The organism is Martelella mediterranea DSM 17316 (genome assembly GCF_002043005.1).
GTDB lineage: Bacteria > Pseudomonadota > Alphaproteobacteria > Rhizobiales > Rhizobiaceae > Martelella > Martelella mediterranea.
Window position 1 is genome coordinate 3,708,946 of sequence record NZ_CP020330.1, and the last position, 19,558, is coordinate 3,728,503.

Below are 19,558 nucleotides of genomic sequence, written 5' to 3' on the forward strand. Positions count from 1 at the left end.
CGCCTCAGGCCGCTTCGCCGATGATATCGGCATAGCCATTGGCTTCGAGTTCGTGCGCCAGTTCCTTGCCGCCGGTGCGGATGATCTGGCCCTTGTAGAGCACGTGGACCGTGTCCGGCACGATGTAATCGAGCAGGCGCTGGTAGTGGGTGATGACCATGACCGAGCGATCCGGCGCGCGCAGCGCATTGACGCCGTCGGCGACGATCTTCAGCGCGTCGATATCAAGGCCAGAGTCGGTCTCGTCCATGACGCAGAGCTTCGGCTCCAGGAGCGCCATCTGCAGGATTTCGGCGCGCTTCTTCTCACCGCCGGAAAAGCCGACATTCAGCGGCCGCTTCAGCATGTCGTAATCGATCTTCAGCTCGGCGGAGGCCTCGCGCACCTTGCGGATGAAATCCGGCGTCGAAAGCTCCTCCTCACCGCGCGCCTTGCGCTGCTCGTTGATCGCGACCTTCAGGAACTGCATGGTGGCGACGCCCGGAATTTCGACAGGATACTGAAACGCCAGGAACAGCCCCTTGGCAGCGCGCTCGGCGGCGTCGAGCTCCAGAATGTTCTCGCCATTATAGAGCACCTCGCCCTCGGTGACCTCGTAATCCTCACGGCCCGCGAGAATATAGGAGAGCGTCGACTTGCCCGACCCGTTCGGCCCCATGATCGCCGCGACTTCACCATCCTGAATGGTCAGGTTCAGCCCGCGAATGATCTCCGTGCCATCCTCGGCAATGCGTGCGTGCAGGTTCTTGATCTCAAGCATTTTTCGTTTCCTTCAGTCAGCGGCCGGCCGCGGTGTCGCTCGGCCCCTATTATTTTCTCTGCGTCATCCTCGGGCTTGTCCCGAGGATCTAATCACATTTCCATACGAGCGGCGTGTCGGGTCGCATTCTGCCTTGCCAGTCCTCGCTCGAACAAACCCACGTCTCTTTCCCGGCCCGGTGGTTAGATCCTCGGGACAAGCCCGAGGATGACGCCGTTGGGTGGGGCTGGTTCTGTCAAAGCCGAAATTGTCCGCTCACCGACATCGCTCGTTCAATTGTAGTCTCCAGACTTCCGCATTCCGGGATGCGGCCTATACACATTCTCGATTTCATCAATTCGTTCGAACAGATCCAGCCAGTTCGGGTTCAGTTCCTCGACAAGCCTGATCTTCCATTCTCTCCGATAGCGCTTCAAGGATTTCTCTCTCTGAATTGCCAGTACGATATTCGGATGCAGTTCAAGCCAGACCAGATTTTTCGCCCTGTATTTCGATGTAAAACCTTCGTGCGTTTCGTTTCTGTGTTCCCACACACGCCCGTGGATGTCGCTCGTGACACCGGTGTAGAGAACGCCGCGCGGCTTGTCGGACATCATGTAGACATAGCCTGACATTGCGCCCGCAACCCCTCGTTTTCGTCATCCTCGGGCTTCACCCGAGGATCTAATCACGTCCCCATGCGAGCGGAGTGCCGGGTTGCATTCAGCCTTACCAGTCCTCGCTCGAACAAACCCGCGCCCCAGTCGCTGCCCGGTTTTTGGATCCTCGGGACAAGCCCGAGGATGACGCCTGAGAGAGTGGCTAACCAACGCTTCCTTCCAGCGAAATCCCGATCAGCTTCTGCGCCTCGACCGCGAATTCCATCGGCAGTTCCTGGATCACCTCGCGGACAAAACCGTTGACGATCAGCGCGATCGCCTCTTCCTCGGGAATGCCGCGCTGCATGCAGTAGAACAGCTGGTCCTCGGAAATCTTCGAGGTGGTAGCCTCGTGCTCGAAGCGGGCCGACGCATTGCCGGCCTCGATATAGGGCACGGTGTGGGCGCCGCATTTGTCGCCGATCAACAGCGAGTCGCACTGAGTGAAGTTGCGCGCGTTTTCCGCCTTGCGGTGGGCCGAGACCTGGCCGCGATAGGTGTTGTTGGAAACGCCCGCCGAGATGCCCTTGGAGATGATGCGGCTCGACGTGTTCTTGCCGAGATGGATCATCTTGGTGCCCGAATCGATCTGCTGATGGCCGTTGGAGACGGCGATCGAATAGAACTCGCCGCGCGAATTGTCGCCGCGCAGCAGGCAGGACGGATATTTCCAGGTGATCGCCGAGCCGGTTTCAACCTGCGTCCACGAAATCTTGGAATTGTCGCCCCGGCAATCGCCGCGCTTGGTGACGAAGTTGTAGATGCCGCCCTTGCCTTCCTTGTCGCCCGGAAACCAGTTCTGGACAGTGGAATACTTGATCTCGGCATCATCCATCGCGATCAGCTCGACGACGGCGGCGTGAAGCTGGTTCTCGTCGCGCTGCGGGGCCGTGCAGCCTTCGAGGTAGGAAACGTAGGAGCCTTCCTCGGCGATGATCAGCGTGCGCTCGAACTGGCCGGTATTCTTCTCGTTGATGCGAAAATAGGTCGACAGCTCCATCGGGCAACGAACACCCTTGGGCACATAGACGAACGAGCCATCGGTGAACACGGCGGCGTTCAGCGCGGCATAGTAATTGTCGCCGCGCGGCACGACCGAGAACAGATATTTCTGAACCAGTTCCGGATATTCGCGGATCGCCTCCGAGATCGACATGAAGATCACGCCGGCCTTGGCGAGTTCCTTCTTGAAGGTGGTGACGACGGAGACCGAATCGAACACGGCATCGACGGCAACGCGGCTTTTCGGCTGGTACTGTTTGTCCTCGACGCCCGCGAGGATCTCCTGCTCCTGCAGCGGAATGCCGAGCTTCTCATAGGTCTTGAGCAGTTCCGGATCGACCTCGTCCAGCGTCTTCGGGCCGGTGAAGGATTTCGGCGCGGCGTAGTAATAGATGTCGTTGAAATCGATCTTCGGGTAGCTGACGCGCGCCCAGCTCGGCTCTTCCATGGTGAGCCAGCGGCGATAGGCCTCCAGACGCCATTCCAGCATCCAGTCGGGCTCATTCTTCTTGTGCGAGATGAAACGGATAATGTCCTCGGACAGGCCCTTGGGCGCCTTGTCCACCTCGATCATCGTCTCAAAACCGTATTTGTACTGATCGACGTCGATCTCGGCGACCTGATCGACGGTCTCTTTTACGGCAACCATATTGTCACTCCACTCATAACCGGGTTCAAGGTCCGGCGGTTGGTATTCCCAAGCGGGTTCACCGCTCTATTTAATCAGACTGCGCGGCAATTACACCCCGCGCGGCCTGCGATTCGTCAATTTTTCAGGCCGCCTGTCCGGCCGCCCTGCGTCTTCCGGCGATTTTTCCGAAAGCCGAAATCGCCGCGTCGATATCCTCATCCGTGGTCGCCCAGCCAAGCGAGATACGCAGGCCGCCAAGGCGCGGATCGCGCCCCATCGCCTTCAGCACCTGGCTTTCGCCGACCTTGCCGGAGGAACAGGCCGAGCCGGCGGACAGAGCGATACCCTCGAGATCGAAGGCGATCTGGCCGGTTTCCGCCTTCAACCCCGGGAGGGTAAAGAACGAAGTATTGGCAACCCTCGGCAAGTCGGCCCCGTAAATCTCGACATCGGGGCACGCGGCGCGCATGCCATCCTCCAGCCGGTCGCGCAGCGCCGCGATTCGCGTATTCCGAGATTCGATATCATCCGCCGCGAAGGCAGCGGCGGCGGCGAAACCGAGAATGCCCGGCACGTTTTCCGTGCCGGAATGATGGCCCTTTTCCTGACCGCCGCCGCGCACCAGCGGAGCCGGCATCAGCGTCTCGCCGCGCGTAATCAGCGCGCCAACGCCCTTCGGCCCGCCGAGCTTGTGCGATGACAGGATCAGAAAATCGGCGTCCAGGGCCTCGATCGAAACCGGTATCCGGCCCGCGCCCTGCACTGCATCGACCACCAGAAGCCCGCCATGCCTGTGCACGATCCCCGCCGCTTCCGCCACGGGCTGGATAATGCCGGTCTCGTTATTGACGAGCATCAGCGCGACCATCGGCAGGCCGAGGCTCTTGTCATGGGCGGCGAGCATGGCGTCCAGCGCATCGAGATCGACGACGCCTGTCGGCAGAACCGGAATTTCATGACGCCTGCCGGCGGGAAAGCGGCCGCCTTCGAAAACCGCAGGGTGCTCCATGCCGGAAACATAAAGCGCGCCAAGCCCGACCGGGCTGCGCCCCATGCGGAAATCGGGCGTCAGCACCAGGTTTGCCGCTTCCGTCGCACCGGCGAGGAATGTGACATGGGCCGGGTCCGCGCCGGCAAGAGCCGCCACCTGACGCCGGGCCGCCTCGACGCGGGTGCGCACCGCCCGCCCCTCGCGGTGAACGGACGAGGCATTGCCGCAAAGATCGAGACCGTCCAGCACGGCGTCGCGCGCTTCGGGCAGAAGCGGCGCGGTGGCATTCCAGTCGAGATAGATCCGGTTGGTGCTCATGTCGGCCCTGATTACACGGACATTCGCGTCCGGCAACGCATTTTCCTTGAAATTGACTGCCCGCTTGCCCTATTTGGACCGCAGAACAGAAGACCTCTTTCTTTCGAACAATTCTAAACTGTTTGTAGAAAAGATGACCCTATTAGTCAAGTCAAGCGGGTCGCTGCAAGCCGGCTGGAATGTTTGAGCCGAAATTTCCGGAGAGCAAATGCCCGAAGTGATTTTCAACGGTCCGGCCGGTCGCCTTGAAGGCCGTTACCAGCCGTCCCCAGAGAAGAATGCGCCGATCGCGATCGTGCTGCATCCCCACCCCCGCTTCGGCGGCACGATGAACAATCCGATCGTCTACGAACTCTTCTACATGTTCCAGAAGCGCGGCTTCACGACGCTCAGGTTCAACTTCCGCGGCATCGGCCGCAGCCAGGGCGAATTCGACCACGGCTCGGGCGAATTGTCGGATGCGGCGGCCGCACTCGACTGGGTGCAGGGCCTGCACCCCGATTCGAAGACCTGCTGGGTCGCCGGCTATTCCTTCGGCTCCTGGATCGGCATGCAGCTTCTGATGCGCCGGCCGGAAATCGAGGGCTTTATGTCGATCGCCCCGCAGCCGAATATCTACGATTTCTCGTTTCTCGCCCCCTGCCCCTCTTCCGGCCTGATCATCCACGGCGACGCCGACAAGGTGGCCCCGCCGCGCGATGTCAACGGCCTGGTGGAAAAGCTGAAGACCCAGAAGGGCATTCTGATCACCCAGAAGACGCTTGCCGGCGCCAACCACTTTTTCGCCGGCAAGAATGACGAGCTTCTGGCCGAATGCGAGGATTACCTCGACCGCCGCCTCGATGGCGAACTGGTGCCGGAACCGGCGCCGAAGCGGATCAGGTAAAAGGGAAATCATTCCTGTTTGCAGCGGCCGGGGCCTGTCCCGGCCGTTCGCGTTTCATCCGCGCTCAACGCCCATCTCGAAGCTGGCGCAGACAATACCCTTGACGGTAAGCGGCGCGATCTCGCGCATCCCGATTTTCCGCGGAACCGCAACCGAGGCCGCGTTTTCCGGGACGGCAAAGGCGATAAAGCGGTCGTCCAGGTCCTCTTCAAAAAACCATCGGGCGAGCCGTGCTGCCGCTTCCGTGGCATAGCCCTTGCCCCATTCGGCGCGGGCGATCGTATAGCCAAGCTCGGCAACGCCGTAGGTTTCATCGAAGCCGAAGCCGGCGCGGCCGAGAAACGCGCCATCCGACTTCCGGGTCAGCTTGAACTTGCTGTAGCCCCTTTCGGCAAAAGTCTGACGCCATTTGGCAATTTCGGATGCAGCATAGGCTTCGCTCCAAACCATACCGTCACGAAACAGATAACGCTCGCCTTCCGGGTCCGAATGCAGACCGGCAAGGCGAGGTGCATCCTGCGGCGCGAAAACGGAAAACGAAAGCCGGTCGCTTTCTGTCACGGCGAGATCGGGAATCTGAAAAGCCATGATCTGACGCTCGATTTTATGTCGATTGACCGGCAATAGACCAAAACCGGCCGCCAAGACAGCGGGAAAAAACCACGCCACGGCCCGTGCCTCCGCAGTTCGTCGATAGCAGGCACCCTCAACTCCCGAGTTCTTTTGGGTGCCGCCGGCTCGCAGACCATGGGCAGCATCCTTCGCTCCGCTTTCCCGCGTCTTTCGAAATAGCTGTTGCGTATCGCGCAAAGCGGGCCATTCTGGCGTCGATCCCACCATATCGCGGAGAACGACCTTGCTCAGCCCCTCGCATCTCTCGCTCTTCCTGGCCATCGCCTTGATGTTGCACGTGACCGAAGAGTTCTATTTTCCGGGCGGCTTCATCGAATGGTATCGCGAACTCGTGCCGCCGAAGACGACCGGCATCCGGTTTGGCTATCTCGTCTTCATCAACACGGCGGTGATGTTTATCGCCGCGCTCGGGTTGTTCTACGGTGACAGTCCGAGCGGCGCGTCGATCTTTCTCGGGCTTTCCACGGCAATGGCGGTCAACGCGCTCTTCCATGTCTACGGCGTCATCAGGCTTCGCAAATACTCTCCCGGCGTCGTCACCAGCGTCATCCTGCTTCTGCCGCTCTACGCCATCGGCCTGATAACGGTGGTGGGCGGCGGGGTGCTGCCCGTCTGGCTGCCATTCGTCTATCTCGTCTTCGCCGCCGCCTATCACATCAAATCCTATATCCGACAGTCGAAATAGGTCATATCCAGGCCGGGAGCTGATCGCGGCAGCAAAAGATGTGGGAAGCACCGGCAAACCATGCTAAAGCGCGCCCGTTCCTTAATCTACCCGAATACAAGCGACGAAAAGATCAGCCATGTCGACGTTCAAATCCGAATTCCTGCACACGCTCTCCGAGCGCGGTTTCATTCATCAGATTTCCGATGAGACCGGGCTTGACGACCTTCTTTCGAAGGAGCGGGTAACGGCTTATATCGGCTTCGATCCGACGGCGCCGTCGCTGCATGCCGGCTCGCTGATCCAGATCATGATGCTGCACTGGTTGCAGAAGACCGGCCACCGGCCGATCTCGCTGATGGGCGGCGGCACCGGCATGGTCGGCGACCCCTCGTTCAAGGACGAGGCCCGCAAGCTGATGACGATGGACATGATCGAGGACAACATCAATTCGATCCAGCGCGTCTTCGCCAATTACATGGATTACGACGCCGGAGAGAAGTCCGCGCTGATGATCAACAATGGCGAATGGCTGCGCGGGTTGAACTATCTCGAATTTCTCCGCGATGTCGGCCGCCATTTCTCGGTCAACCGGATGCTGTCCTTCGAGAGCGTCAAGATGCGCATCGACCGCGAGCAGTCGCTGTCCTTCCTGGAATTCAACTACATGATCCTCCAGGCCTATGATTTCGTCGAACTTTGCAAGCGCTATGACTGCCGGTTGCAGATGGGCGGCTCGGACCAGTGGGGCAATATCGTCAACGGCATCGATCTCGGCCACCGCATGGACTGCCCGCAGCTCTACGCGCTGACCTCCCCGCTTCTGACGACGGCATCTGGCGCCAAGATGGGCAAGTCGGCCAATGGCGCGATCTGGCTCAACCCGGACATGCTGTCGGCCTATGATTTCTGGCAGTACTGGCGCAACACCGAGGATGCCGATGTCGGCCGCTTCCTGAAGCTCTACACCACGCTGCCGATGGACGAGATCGCGCGGCTTGCCGCCCTTGGCGGTTCGGAGATCAACGAGGTCAAGAAGATCCTCGCCACCGAGGTGACCGCGATGCTGCATGGCCGCGCTGCCGCCGAGGAAGCCGCCGAAACCGCCCGCAAGACCTTCGAGGAAGGCGCGCTCGCCGAGAACCTGCCGACGATCGAGGTGGCAAAGGCCGAACTCGATGGCGGCATCGGCATTCTGACGCTTCTGGTCCAGGCCGGTCTCGCCGGCTCCAACGGCGAGGCCCGCCGCCACATCAAGGGCGGCGCGGTGAAGCTGAACGACAAGGCCGTCTCCGACGAACGTCTCTCGGTCAGCGCCGATGCGCTGTCGCAGGAAGGCGTTGCCAAGCTCTCGGTGGGCAAGAAGAAGCACATTCTGGTGCGGCCGGTGTGAGAGAGGGCGGCGGTGTCGGCGTCCTGCGGTCGCCCTACTCGCCTCCTGCTCTAGGGCCGGGTGTCGGACACAGCCCTGCCGCTTGCTCCCGATATTCTCTCCCGCTGGCGGGAGAGATGCCCCGAAAGGGGCAGTGAGGGTGGCGCGGCATCTCGTCTCGTGAGGGCTTTCGCGGTGATAGTCTCCCCCTCACTGTCGCTGTCGCGACATCTTTCCCCTCCGGGGCGAGAAGATTTGGGGGCTCTGCGGATAAGTCCCCTGAATGTGATCATCAGGACAAACCGCGACGCCTCACATCACTGAAACTCGAAGATCTTGCGGAACACGCCGGGCGCGATGGCGGAGAGCGGGTTGACGATCAGTTCCGGCTTTTCGGTCTTGCCGGTGAGCCGGAAGGTGATGCCGAACAGGCCCTTGTCGTTGCCGTTGCCAAGCAACGGGCCGAAGATCGGGATTTCCGCGAAGATCCGGTTAAGGCCGTAAGCCGGCATGAAGGTGCCGGTCATGTCGATATTGCCGGCGGCATCGCGCACCACGCCCTTGATCGTCGCGCCCACCTGATCGCCGCGCACGAAGGCGTCTGACACCCGCAGCACGCCGTTGGAGATATCGATCACCGCCTGGGCGCGCTGGAAGCGCTGGTCGGTCTCGTTGATCTGGTTCTTGTAGGCGGCGTTCAGGCTCTTGCCGTTGCCGACCGTGGGGTCCGTCAGGATTTTCTTGAGCTGCTCGTCCTTGATCAGCCGGAAATCCGTCAGTGTCGCCATGCCCTGCCAGCCGGCATCGGTCTCGATCATGTCGAGATTGAGCGAACCGCCTGTCATCTTCTGGTAGATGCCGAGGAAACGCAGCAGCGCGCCCGCGCCGCTGGTCTTGAGCGACACCGACTGCCGGTCGCCATCAGGCGCCACGGCAAGCGCCATCGGCTGTGACGAGGCGGTGGTCGCATTCAGCGTCGCATCGGCCATCTTGCCCGCGCGGACCTTGATGTCGCCATTGACGCCGGAAAGCTGACGGTCGTTTTCACCGGAAACACGGGCAATATCGAAATGAACGTCGACATTGCCGCCGCTGCTTCCCCCACCGCCGATCGAACCGCCATTGCCGCTTTTGACAAGCTGGCCGAGCAGCGGCTTGGCCGAGAAGGACCGGCCGGTCAGGGTCACGTCGAGCCCGCTCTTGCCGCGCTGCATGCCGACATTGACGCTGTCGCCGGGCGAGATCGCGACATCGGTCAGCGTGGCCGCCAGAAGGCCCTCCTTGTCGAGCGTCACCTGCCCCCTGGCACCGAGTCCGCTGCCCGTCAGGTGCAGATCGTTGAGCGTCGTCACGCCGTTTTCGCCGGGCGTGAGCGTGAACGAAAGCGTCGCGGGAACGCCGGACGGCTTCTGCCAGCCGATGAAGGGCAGAGACAAGGTCGTCTGCTGCAGGTCGACCGCGATCATATTGCCCTCATCACCGCCTTCGACCGTGATGGAAACCGGGCCGCTGACATAATCGTCAAGTCCGGGGGCAAGCTGGTTGCGCTGGGCATCGTCCAGATTGCCCGAGAGCCAGAGAACCGACGCATCCTCCTCGCCCTCTGGCCTCTCTTCAGGCCTGCCGAGCGGCATGCTCCACTGCACGTCAAGCGGTATGCCGTCGGCGCTGCCGCTGCCTTCGTAGGAGATCCGGCTGGGCACGATCTCGACAAGGCCGTCGAGGCCGCTGACCTGATGGCCGTTGATCGGCGTGGCGATCGCGCCATCGGTGACATCGGCGACGACATGCCAGACCGGATCGAAGGCAACGTCCCGATCGAGCGGGAAGCTTGCCCTGAGATTGACCTCGGTGCTGCCCGAAAACTGATCGGACGTGAACTCCGTCGATTTCAGCGCGTTGATCGGCGGCGCCTCGGCGAGTTTCACCAGATCGCGCACTTCGCCTGCAAGCATGATGTCGACGACCCCGGTCAGCGGCTTGGAATAGGTATCCGCGATCGCGAAGGTCCCCTCCGCGAGCTTCACCGTGCGCGATTTGGCGACGCTGAGCGAGCCGTCCCTGATCTCGACGTCGACCCGGCCACCATTGATCGAGACGCGGGCGTCGCTGCGCTCGACATCGGGCATCTGGTCGCTGAGCGTGATCCGGGTGTCATCGATATCGAAGGCGACCTTCATCTCGGTCTCGTCGAGCTGGACCGGTATGCCCGGCCCCTCGATACGCCCGGCCGAAAGATAAATCGCGATGTCGCCATTGGTGACCACGCCGCCATGAAGATTGCGGCTGACCCATTCGCGCGGCTTCCTGGCGATCCAGAACGGCCAGAGCTGTTTGACCGCCTCGGTATCCATCCGCTCGATCCGCGCGCCGAAGCTGAGTTCCGGGCTGGCGTCGCCGAACACCGCCTTGAACGAGGCCGCCATCATGCCCTGGGGCGAGCTGATCGAAATATCGTCGAGCAGCAGGCGCGGGATCGAGGCGCGGTATTCCCCGGTGAACTTGGCGTCGAAGATCAGCGGCGGTAGGCCCGGTTCGCGCGACTTGAACCGCCCGCCGCGCACCAGCACGTCCAGCGCATACCCATCCGTGGCATCCGGCTGGTAGCGGTCGAGATCGATGATCCCGGCGGTGAAGGGAAACCGGCTGCCGTCGAATTCGAACGAGGAATCGCTGATTTCGATCGATTTCTTGGCGGTATCGTAGATCAGGTTCAGGTTGGCGTCGTTGAAGGGCCGCGCGATCGAATCCGCGATGAAACGGCCAGCGCCGACATCGATCTGCGCGGCGACCGCGGGCTCGCCGTCGACGCGCGCGCGCTCCAGGGAGAGCACGAGGTCCGCGGTCCCCTCAAGACCGAGCATCGGTTCGCCGTCTTCTTTCGTCCTGAGCAGGAACGGCGTCAGCAACAGGTTGGAAACCTCGGCCTGCAGGCTTTGCGTGCGGCCATCCTGCTCCACCGATTCGGCGGAGAACGCGGCGGCCGTTCCGTCCAGCAGCACTTCGCCATCGACCCGCAGGATGCCGTCGGCCAGGAGGTTGAGGTTGATCTCGCGGATATCGACATTGACGGATTTGCCCGGCGAGGCGCTGCCCACCGGAAACACGATGTCGCTCAGATAGATGGAGCGGGTATCGGCGGCGGTGAGAATGCCGCGGGCGAAATCGGTCTGGGTGAACATCTGCTCGACCAGAACCGGCAGGCTGTCCACCCTGTGCTCGGTGAGGCGGAACGTGCCGGTCGAGGGCAGCGCCGAGGAATCGACCGCGATGTCGTCAACCGACACCGAGTTCACGGTAACCTGCCCGCCGATGAGCTTTACCGGATCGACGGCAAAATCCATGGTTCCGATCGAGGCGATCTGCTTCTCCTCGGGGCCGAGCAGCGTCACGCCGCGCACGCTGAGGTTCAAATCCAGATCACCGCTCAGTCTCAACCGCGCGGTTTCGATGCGGGCGTGATAGCCCTCCGGCATCGCCGCCGCGATCTGCTCATTGGCCTTGTCGGCCAGGAACCGGTCCAGCGATCCGCTTTCGATCACGTAGTAGACGAGCAGGAGAAGACCGCCGGCAATCAGTCCGAAAAACGTCAGAAAACGAAAGCAGTGACGCGTGAAGCTGCGATGGGTCGACGCGCGCACGATCATCGGCTCATGCGCCTGGGCCGACGGCAGCTTGTGGAGCGAAACATTTTCGCCGCGGCCGAAACGGGTACGCTCGCCTCTGATCAGTGAATCTTTTTGCTTGCTGTCGTCCAAAGCCGCTCCGTAAGCGTATAAACTGCGCTGACACAGGTCTGCCCGGCGCGAATCTCTGAAGGCATATTCACGACGAAGCGCATCGCTGGCAAGCGCGCAACCCTCCATCCGGTCGCCATTTATGCCGACCGCCGCTTGAACGCTAAATGAACAAAGGAGTGAGAATTTGACCGAACTGACAGAAGGCGACAAGGCCCCCGCGTTTTCCCTTCCGATTTCCGAGGAAGAGACGTTCACGCTGTCGGACGCCAAGGGCAAGAACCTGGTGCTTTACTTCTATCCCAAGGACGACACCAAGGGCTGCACCGTCGAGGCGATCGCCTTCACGGCCCTTGCCGAAAGCTTTGAAAAGGCTAACACAATTGTTCTGGGCGTTTCGCCCGACGGGCTCAAGAGCCATGCGAAGTTCGCGAAGAAACACGACCTTTCCGTTCTGCTGGGCGCCGATGAGGATCACGCGGTGGCCGAGGCCTATGGCGTGTGGAAGGAAAAGAGCATGTATGGCAAGACCTATATGGGCACCGAACGCTCCACCTTCCTGATCGCGCCGGACGGCACGCTCAAGCGCATCTGGCGCAAGGTGAAGGCTGACGGCCATGCCGAAGCGGTGCTTGAGGCGGTCAACGGCGGGTAACTGTCGGCAAAAAGGCATTTCACGGCGTTGAAATGCCCTTGATCGCCCGGTTTTCTTGACTCTCGGGCCGTTTGCGACTATCCCGCCCCTCGTACGCATGACGATGGTGAAAGCGCCGTCGAATTTGTCACGAAAACACGGAACCCGTTTTCCTTTGACCTCATTTTCCGATCTTGGGCTCAGTCCCAAAGTACTCTCCGCTGTAACCGAGGCCGGCTACAGCGAACCGACGCCCATTCAGGCGGGTGCGATTCCGCCCGCGCTGGAGCGCCGCGATGTTTGCGGTATCGCCCAGACCGGCACCGGAAAGACCGCTTCCTTCGTGCTGCCGATGCTGACGCTTCTGGAGCGCGGCCGGGCAAGGGCGCGCATGCCGCGCACGCTAATTCTTGAGCCGACCCGCGAACTCGCGGCCCAGGTGGCCGAGAATTTCGACAAATACGGCAAGAATCACAAGCTCAACGTCGCGCTGCTGATTGGCGGCGTTTCCTTCGAGGAGCAGAACCGCAAGATCGAACGCGGCGCCGATGTGCTGATCTGCACGCCCGGCCGTCTGCTCGACCACACCGAGCGCGGCAAGCTTTTGATGACCGGCGTGGAAATCCTGGTCATCGACGAGGCCGACCGCATGCTCGACATGGGCTTCATTCCCGATATCGAGCGGATCGCCAAGCTCATTCCGTTTACCCGGCAGACGCTGTTCTTTTCGGCGACGATGCCGCCCGAGATCCAGAAGCTTGCAGACCGGTTCCTGCAGAACCCGGCCCGCATCGAGGTGGCTCCGCCCTCCTCCACCGCGGCAACCGTCGAGCAGAAGCTCGTCGCCACCGGCGGCAAGGACTATGAGAAGCGCGCGGCTCTGCGCGCCATCATCGACAAGCAGGATGATCTGAAGAACGCGATCATCTTCTGCAACCGCAAGAAGTCGGTCGCCGATCTCTTACGCTCGCTGCAGCGCCACGACTATCCCTGCGGCGCGCTTCATGGCGACATGGATCAGCATTCGCGCACCACGATCCTGCAGAATTTCCGCGACGGCAAGCTGCCGTTGCTGGTGGCCTCCGATGTCGCCGCGCGCGGGCTCGACATTCCCGATGTCAGCCACGTCTTCAACTACGATGTGCCGATCCATGCCGAGGACTATGTCCACCGCATCGGCCGCACCGGTCGCGCCGGGCGCAAGGGCGCGTCATTCACGCTGGTTGCCCCCAAGGATGCCAAATTCGTCGATGCCATCGAGAAGCTGATCGATCGCAAGATCGAGTATGCCGACGGCGACCTCAGCACGATCGCTGCCGACGACGAGGGCGAAAAGCCCGCCGCGCGCACCCGCAAGGGCCGCTCGCGCAAGCCGGACAGCAAGCCCGTCGAGGAAAAGGCGGAGGCGGCCCGTCCCGCCGAGGCGGCGAAACCGGCGCCGGCCAGCAAGGCGGCATCGAGCCAGGCCAGCAGGCCTGCTCCGCCTCAGGACAAGAGGCCCGCCAATGATGATCGCCGGCGCCCGCGTCGTCGCGATCGCGATGACGACCATACGCCGGTCGGCTTCGGCGATGAAATCCCGGCCTTCATGCTGGTCGCCGCCAAGGCGTGACACCGGCGCAATTCATTGAATATGATTAGAGCCGCACGTCCTTCAGGAGGTGCGGCTCTAATCATATGCCTGATATGCCGTCAAAAAACCGTCAGTAAGCTTGCCTTTACAGCAATACATACAGATAAAATCTCTTAATATTCATTTGGTATGCGCTTCATATACTACGAAAACGCATTCTCCGTCAATTGTATTTTCGAGATGACCGCACTTCACGACAAGTAGTGATAGCCGCGCCTGTAGTATAGCAAGGCTTCTCCGGGCGCGCTCATCTTCACGCTGACGACCTCGCCGATCAGGATCCAGTGCGTCGTCATCGCCTTGGCTTCCACGAGCCGGCAGTCGAAGCTGGCCAGCGCATCGGCCAGAACGGGCGCGCCGCTTGCCTCGACCTCCCACTCGGCCATGGCGAACCGTTCCTCGGCCGAAAGCCCGGTGAAGCCGGCGAAGGCATCGGCGAGCGGGCGATGATGGGCGGCAAGCGTATTGAGCGCGAAATTGCCGCTTTCCTCAAATATTGCGTTGTGCTCGTTCATGCGATTGACGCAGGCGAGCACGGTCGGCGGCGCGTCGGAAACCGAGCAGGCGGCCGTGGCGGTGACGCCGCGCATCACGCCGCCGCTGGCGGTCGTCACGATCTGGACGTGGCCGGCATAATGGGCCATCGCATCGCGGTAATGTTTGGAAAAATGCGGATCATCATGCATGGGAAATGCCGCGCTCATGCGTGGAAAAAACTGTCAAGGAACCATCCCTTCGATATTCAGTTGCGGTACTTACGGCGTTGCCCCTGCATCTGGCAAGGGTTATGACAGGGTTCATTGCGGCAAGTTTTGAGAAGAGGACGCGCGATCATGAGATCCATTCACGCCTGTCTCCTTGGCCTCGCCATCACCGGGCTCGCCGCCGCTCCTTCCCTTGCGGCCGAGAGCCTGAAGATCGGCGTTGTCGCGCCGGTGAGCGGAGACTACGCCGTTCTCGGCGAACAGGCGCTTGACGGCGCGAACCTTGCCGCCCGCGACCGTGATATCGCGCTGACCCCCGTGGATGAAAGTTGCGAGGATGGCAGCGGCGCGGACATCGGCCGCACCCTTGCCGATGCCGGCGTCGATATCGCCATCGGCTTCTTCTGCAGCGAGACGGTGCGCGGCGCGATGCCGGTGCTGCGGGATGCCGGCATTCCGGCGATCACCCTTTCCGCCCGTTCGATGCCGCTGATGGCCACAGCACTGAAGGAAGGCTGGCCGCTGTTCCGCATGGCACCCAATGATCAGGACGAGACCGACGCAATCGTCGATTTCATCATGGGCGAATGGATCGACCAGCCGGTCGCCCTGCTCGACGACGGAACGATCTATTTCCGCGAGATGGTCAACGCCGTCCGCAACATGCTGGAGGAACGCGGGCTGCAGCCGGTGCTCGTCGATACGTTCCGGCCCGCGCAGGAGCAGCAATTGTCGCTGGTCCGCCGCCTCGCCCAGGCCGGCGCAACCCATGTGTTCATCGGCGGCACGCGCGGCGATGTCGCCATCGTGGCGCGGGATGCGATCCAGCAGGGCGTCGATCTCACCATCCTCGGCGCGGAGGCGCTCAACGCAAGGGAAACCGATGTGCCGCTCGAACCCGGCGTGATGGCGATCGGGATTCCCGAATATGGCGAGCTTCCCCCTGCCGCCAATCTCGCGGACCTCGCCGAAAGCCAGGGCATCATCCCGGAAGGCTATGTCGTGCCCGCCGCAAGCGCGGTCGAGCTTGCCGCCCAGGCAATGGCGGCGGCGGATGGCGATGCCGCCCGGCTCGCCGCGATGCTTGCCGCCGGCCAGTTCGACACCGCGCTCGGCCCCGTTTCCTTCACCGACCGCCACGAACTTGCGGACAATCCGTATTTTCTTTTGCGCTGGCAGGGTAATCAATTCGTACCGGTGTTCGATTCGGCCCGCCAGTAATACCAAGAAGGATACATGCAGTGAAACGTCCCCTGCGCATCGCCCCCTCCATACTTTCCGCCGACTTTTCCAGACTGGGAGAGGATGTGCGCGCCGTCGTCGATGACGGCGCCGACTGGGTGCATCTCGATGTCATGGACGGCCACTTCGTGCCCAACATCACCTTCGGCCCGCCGATCATCGCCAAATTGCGCGGCCATACGGATGCCGTCTTCGACTGCCATTTGATGATCGCGCCCGCCGATCCCTATCTCGAGGCCTTCGCCAAGGCAGGATCGGACAGGATCACGGTGCACCAGGAGGCTGGTCCGCACCTGCACCGCTCGCTCCAGACGATCCGCAATCTGGGCAAGAAGGCGGGCGTGGCGCTGAACCCGGCAACCCCGGTTTCGACGATCGAAAACGTGATCGACGATCTCGACCTCATCCTGGTGATGACCGTCAATCCCGGTTTCGGCGGCCAGGCGTTCATCCCCGCCATGCTCGACAAGATCGAGCAGGTCAAAGCGCTGATCGGCGACCGCCCGATCGAGCTTCAGGTCGATGGCGGCATCGCGCCGGACACGGTGGAGGCGGTCACCAGGGCCGGCGCCAATGTGCTGGTCGCGGGTTCGGCCATCTTCGGCAAGGCCGAGGGCGGCAGTTACCGGCCGGCCATCGATGCGATGCGGTCGGCCGCAGTCTAGCGTACCGCGTTTCAGGCGTATCTTGAAAATGGGTCAACGGGCGGGAGCGATGTCACGCGCCCGACCGATAGGGTTTGCCGATATGCCGGCGCCGCGCCGGCCAATAAAAAGGTGCTGCAATGCCAGGTCTTACACGCATTCTCGGCGCAACGGTGGTCTCCGCGCTTGCCGCGGCCAACGCGAACGCCGGTGATTTCGCCGCCTTCACCCCGCTCGGTTTTTCAGAAGACGGAAAGGTCTTTGCCTTCGAGGAATACGGCCAGGAAGACGGTTCCGGCTTCGCCTATTCCAATATCTTTTTCATCGATACGGAAAAGGACGCGTTTCTGGAGGGCACCCCGTTCCGCCTTCGCACCGAAACCGACAATGCCTCGATCAGCGCGGCGCGCGCGCTCGCCGTGCGCGAGGCTCTGCAGATGATCCAGGATTACAACCTGCTCGACCACCCCGGCTGGCTTGCCGCCTTCAACCCGGTGACGGAGAACAATGGCGATAACGGGACGATTAGGTATCGTGCCCACCCGAACCTGTCGCCCGTCAGCGAGATGGTCCTCGAAACCTTCCCGCTCGCCCCGAAGGCAGCCTGCCGTGACATCACGCCCGATGCCCGCGGCTTTCGCCTGACCTATCGCAGCCCGGAAGGCAAGGAACGGGAGATCCACGAAGACGAACGACTGCCGGAAAGCCGCAACTGTCCGCTCGACTACCGCCTTGGCGGCATGATGACCTATGGCGGCGGCGGGCCGGATGCCGTGCATGTCGCGCTGGTGATCGTGCTGTCGCAAGGCTTCGAGGGCCCGAACGGCCGCTGGATCGCGGTGCCGTTCCGCCCGTAAAACACAGGGACACGGAGCATTTTGCCGGCGCAAAGATTTCATTTGCGCCGGAAATGGTCTATGCGCATTGCCAGATGGAAATGTGAAGGACGAAGCCTCGATGATACCGCGTTATTCCCGCCCCGAGATGACGGAAATCTGGTCGCCGGAAACGAAATTCCGGATCTGGTTCGAAATCGAGGCCCATGCCTGCAACGCGCTGGCGGAAATCGGCGTGATCCCGGAAAGCGCGGCCAAGACCATATGGGAAAAGGGCAGCGCCGCGACCTTCGATGTCGCCCGCATCGACGAGATCGAGGCCGTCACCAAGCATGACGTCATCGCCTTCCTCACCCACCTTGCCGAAATCGTCGGCCCCGACGCCCGTTTCGTCCATCAGGGCATGACGTCGTCCGACGTGCTCGACACCTGTTTCAACGTCCAGCTCACCCGCGCGAGCGACCTGCTGCTCGCCGACCTCGACAAGCTGCTTGCCGCCCTGAAGCGCCGCGCCTTCGAGCACAAGGACACGATCACGATCGGCCGTTCGCACGGCATCCATGCCGAGCCCACCACCTTCGGCATCAAGCTGGCACAGGCCTATGCCGAGTTCGACCGCTGCCGCGACCGGCTTGTCGCCGCGCGCGCGGAAATCGCCACCTGCGCCATCTCCGGCGCCGTCGGCACCTTCGCCAATATCGACCCCAGGGTCGAAGAACATGTCGCTGAAGCCATGGGCCTGAAGCCCGAGCCGGTTTCGACCCAGGTGATCCCGCGCGACCGGCATGCGATGTTCTTCGCCACGCTCGGCGTGATCGCCTCGTCGGTGGAGCGGCTCGCCACCGAAATCCGCCACCTGCAGCGCACCGAGGTGCTGGAAGCGGAAGAATATTTCTCGCCGGGCCAGAAGGGCTCGTCGGCCATGCCGCACAAGCGCAACCCGGTTCTGACCGAAAACCTCACCGGCCTCGCCCGCATGGTGCGCAGCTTCGCGATGCCGGCGATGGAGAATGTGGCGCTGTGGCATGAGCGCGACATTTCGCACTCCTCGGTCGAACGGATGATCGGGCCCGACGCCACCGTAACGCTCGATTTCGCGCTCGCGCGGCTCACCGGCGTGATCGACAAGCTGCTCGTCTACCCCGAGACGATGATGAACAATCTCAACAAGTTCCGCGGGCTGGTACATTCACAGCGCGTGCTGCTGGCGCTGACGCAGGCCGGCGTGTCGCGCGAGGACGCCTATCGCCTCGTCCAGCGCAACGCCATGCGCGTCTGGGAGGAAGGCAAGGACTTCCTGGAGGAACTGCTCGCCGACGAGGAAGTGCGCGCCGCCCTTTCCGAAGAGACGATCCGCGAGAAGTTCGACCTCGGCTACCACACCAAGCATGCCGATACCATTTTCAAGCGGGTTTTCGGCGAAGCCTGACGCCCGCTTCTATCCAAGACGACGATCCTCATGAAAGCCTCCGAAGCAGATATCCTTCTTATCCCCGGCTACAAGAATGCCGGGCCGGGACACTGGCAGAGCCGCTGGGAGCAGAAGCTCTCGACGGCCCGGCGGGTGGAGCAGGCGGAATGGAACAAGCCGGTCGTGGGGGACTGGGTCGACAAACTCGTCGAGACGGTAAACGCCTCCACGCGCCCGGTCGTGCTGGTCGCTCATTCCCTCGGCATCCCCACCGCGATCCTCGGCCTGCCCAGGTTCGAAAAACCTGTGGCCGGCGGTTTTTTCGTCGCACCGCCGGAGGTCGACAATCCGAAGATTAGACCGAAGCATCTCCAGACTTTCGGTCCCTATCCGCGCGACCCGCTGCCATTTCCGAGCATCGTGATCGCCAGCCGCAACGATTCCTTCGGCTCCTTCGATCACGCCGGCGACGTCGCCAATGCATGGGGTTCGGCCTTCTTCGATGTCGGCGAGGCCGGGCATATCAACGAGGAAGACGGGTTCGGGCCCTGGCCCGAGGGCATATTGATGTTCGGGCGGTTTCTGGCGCATCTGTAAGGCAGGATATCGCCGGAAAACGCCGGACTTCACGATATCTCGGACACGCCTTCAGCGGACTGAATTCTCTTCCGCTTTCAAATCAGAATTGACTTTCTTCATTCATGGACCACACTTGTAGGGTCGGTCCACGATGACTTTTGCATCCGGATCGGCCAAATATAGAAAATCGAGGGGAGCGCGCGAACCGGGCTGATGCGGCCTTGCAGCCGAGCAAAGCAAGTC

At 61.9% G+C, this 19,558-nt stretch carries 17 protein-coding genes; 10 read left to right on the forward strand and 7 right to left on the reverse strand.

All coding sequences use genetic code 11. The features are described from left to right. Positions 1-4 precede the first annotated feature (4 nt). The 4 genes from sufC to Mame_RS17250 all read right to left on the reverse strand — a co-directional run bounded on the left by sufC (position 5) and on the right by Mame_RS17250 (position 4,340). The gene (gene sufC / locus Mame_RS17235; protein ID WP_018066385.1) at positions 5-760 is read right to left on the reverse strand and encodes a Fe-S cluster assembly ATPase SufC; all 756 of its coding nucleotides are present in this window, start codon (positions 758-760) and stop codon (positions 5-7) included. 272 nt (positions 761-1,032) lie between these two features. Beyond that, positions 1,033-1,374 (reverse strand): GIY-YIG nuclease family protein, encoded by a 342-nt coding sequence (locus tag Mame_RS17240; RefSeq protein WP_018066384.1) that lies wholly within the window; start codon positions 1,372-1,374, stop codon positions 1,033-1,035. Between the two features lie 187 nt (positions 1,375-1,561). Next, positions 1,562-3,049, reverse strand: a complete 1,488-nt coding sequence (gene sufB, locus Mame_RS17245; RefSeq protein WP_018066383.1) for a Fe-S cluster assembly protein SufB — start codon at positions 3,047-3,049, stop codon at positions 1,562-1,564. A gap of 124 nt (positions 3,050-3,173) precedes the next feature. After that, on the reverse strand, positions 3,174-4,340 hold the full coding sequence (locus tag Mame_RS17250) for a cysteine desulfurase family protein (RefSeq protein ID WP_026173753.1): 1,167 nt from the start codon (positions 4,338-4,340) through the stop codon (positions 3,174-3,176). A 208-nt stretch (positions 4,341-4,548) separates the two neighbouring features. Between Mame_RS17250 and Mame_RS17255 the strand changes: the two genes are divergently transcribed. Further along, complete coding sequence (locus Mame_RS17255; protein WP_018066381.1) at positions 4,549-5,226, forward strand: alpha/beta hydrolase; 678 nt, start codon at positions 4,549-4,551, stop codon at positions 5,224-5,226. A 54-nt stretch (positions 5,227-5,280) separates the two neighbouring features. Here Mame_RS17255 and Mame_RS17260 read toward each other — a convergent pair whose 3' ends face one another. After that, positions 5,281-6,036 carry a GNAT family N-acetyltransferase gene (locus Mame_RS17260; RefSeq protein ID WP_157624552.1) on the reverse strand — a complete coding sequence of 252 codons (756 nt, stop codon included), beginning with the start codon at positions 6,034-6,036 and terminating at the stop codon, positions 5,281-5,283. A 46-nt stretch (positions 6,037-6,082) separates the two neighbouring features. Here Mame_RS17260 and Mame_RS17265 point away from each other — a divergent pair, with 46 nt between their 5' ends. Continuing rightward, positions 6,083-6,544, forward strand: coding sequence for an HXXEE domain-containing protein (locus tag Mame_RS17265; RefSeq protein WP_018066379.1), 462 nt, complete (start codon positions 6,083-6,085; stop codon positions 6,542-6,544). Positions 6,545-6,662: 118 nt separating this feature from the next. Then, positions 6,663-7,916: a tyrosine--tRNA ligase gene (tyrS, locus tag Mame_RS17270; RefSeq protein ID WP_018066378.1), complete on the forward strand. Its 1,254-nt coding sequence runs from the start codon at positions 6,663-6,665 to the stop codon at positions 7,914-7,916. 296 nt (positions 7,917-8,212) lie between these two features. On the opposite strand, the gene Mame_RS17275 is transcribed toward tyrS, so the two are convergent. After that, positions 8,213-11,653 carry a YhdP family protein gene (locus Mame_RS17275; protein WP_018066377.1) on the reverse strand — a complete coding sequence of 1,147 codons (3,441 nt, stop codon included), beginning with the start codon at positions 11,651-11,653 and terminating at the stop codon, positions 8,213-8,215. A 166-nt stretch (positions 11,654-11,819) separates the two neighbouring features. Here Mame_RS17275 and bcp point away from each other — a divergent pair, with 166 nt between their 5' ends. Next, complete coding sequence (gene bcp, locus Mame_RS17280) at positions 11,820-12,287, forward strand: thioredoxin-dependent thiol peroxidase (protein WP_018066376.1); 468 nt, start codon at positions 11,820-11,822, stop codon at positions 12,285-12,287. 154 nt (positions 12,288-12,441) lie between these two features. Further along, complete coding sequence (locus tag Mame_RS17285) at positions 12,442-13,878, forward strand: DEAD/DEAH box helicase (RefSeq protein ID WP_018066375.1); 1,437 nt, start codon at positions 12,442-12,444, stop codon at positions 13,876-13,878. 212 nt (positions 13,879-14,090) lie between these two features. Here Mame_RS17285 and Mame_RS17290 read toward each other — a convergent pair whose 3' ends face one another. Beyond that, positions 14,091-14,585 carry a flavin reductase gene (locus Mame_RS17290; protein WP_026173751.1) on the reverse strand — a complete coding sequence of 165 codons (495 nt, stop codon included), beginning with the start codon at positions 14,583-14,585 and terminating at the stop codon, positions 14,091-14,093. A 147-nt stretch (positions 14,586-14,732) separates the two neighbouring features. Here Mame_RS17290 and Mame_RS17295 point away from each other — a divergent pair, with 147 nt between their 5' ends. The 5 genes from Mame_RS17295 (at position 14,733) to Mame_RS17315 (ending at position 19,333) form a co-directional block, all read left to right on the forward strand. Then, positions 14,733-15,824, forward strand: a complete 1,092-nt coding sequence (locus tag Mame_RS17295; protein ID WP_018066373.1) for a branched-chain amino acid ABC transporter substrate-binding protein — start codon at positions 14,733-14,735, stop codon at positions 15,822-15,824. 20 nt (positions 15,825-15,844) lie between these two features. After that, positions 15,845-16,510 carry a ribulose-phosphate 3-epimerase gene (rpe, locus tag Mame_RS17300; protein ID WP_026173750.1) on the forward strand — a complete coding sequence of 222 codons (666 nt, stop codon included), beginning with the start codon at positions 15,845-15,847 and terminating at the stop codon, positions 16,508-16,510. Between the two features lie 119 nt (positions 16,511-16,629). Further along, the gene (locus tag Mame_RS17305) at positions 16,630-17,346 is read left to right on the forward strand and encodes a DUF2259 domain-containing protein (RefSeq protein ID WP_018066371.1); all 717 of its coding nucleotides are present in this window, start codon (positions 16,630-16,632) and stop codon (positions 17,344-17,346) included. 100 nt (positions 17,347-17,446) lie between these two features. Beyond that, positions 17,447-18,754 carry an adenylosuccinate lyase gene (gene purB / locus Mame_RS17310; protein ID WP_026173749.1) on the forward strand — a complete coding sequence of 436 codons (1,308 nt, stop codon included), beginning with the start codon at positions 17,447-17,449 and terminating at the stop codon, positions 18,752-18,754. A gap of 30 nt (positions 18,755-18,784) precedes the next feature. Next, positions 18,785-19,333: an RBBP9/YdeN family alpha/beta hydrolase gene (locus Mame_RS17315; RefSeq protein WP_018066369.1), complete on the forward strand. Its 549-nt coding sequence runs from the start codon at positions 18,785-18,787 to the stop codon at positions 19,331-19,333. Positions 19,334-19,558: the final 225 nt, after the last annotated feature.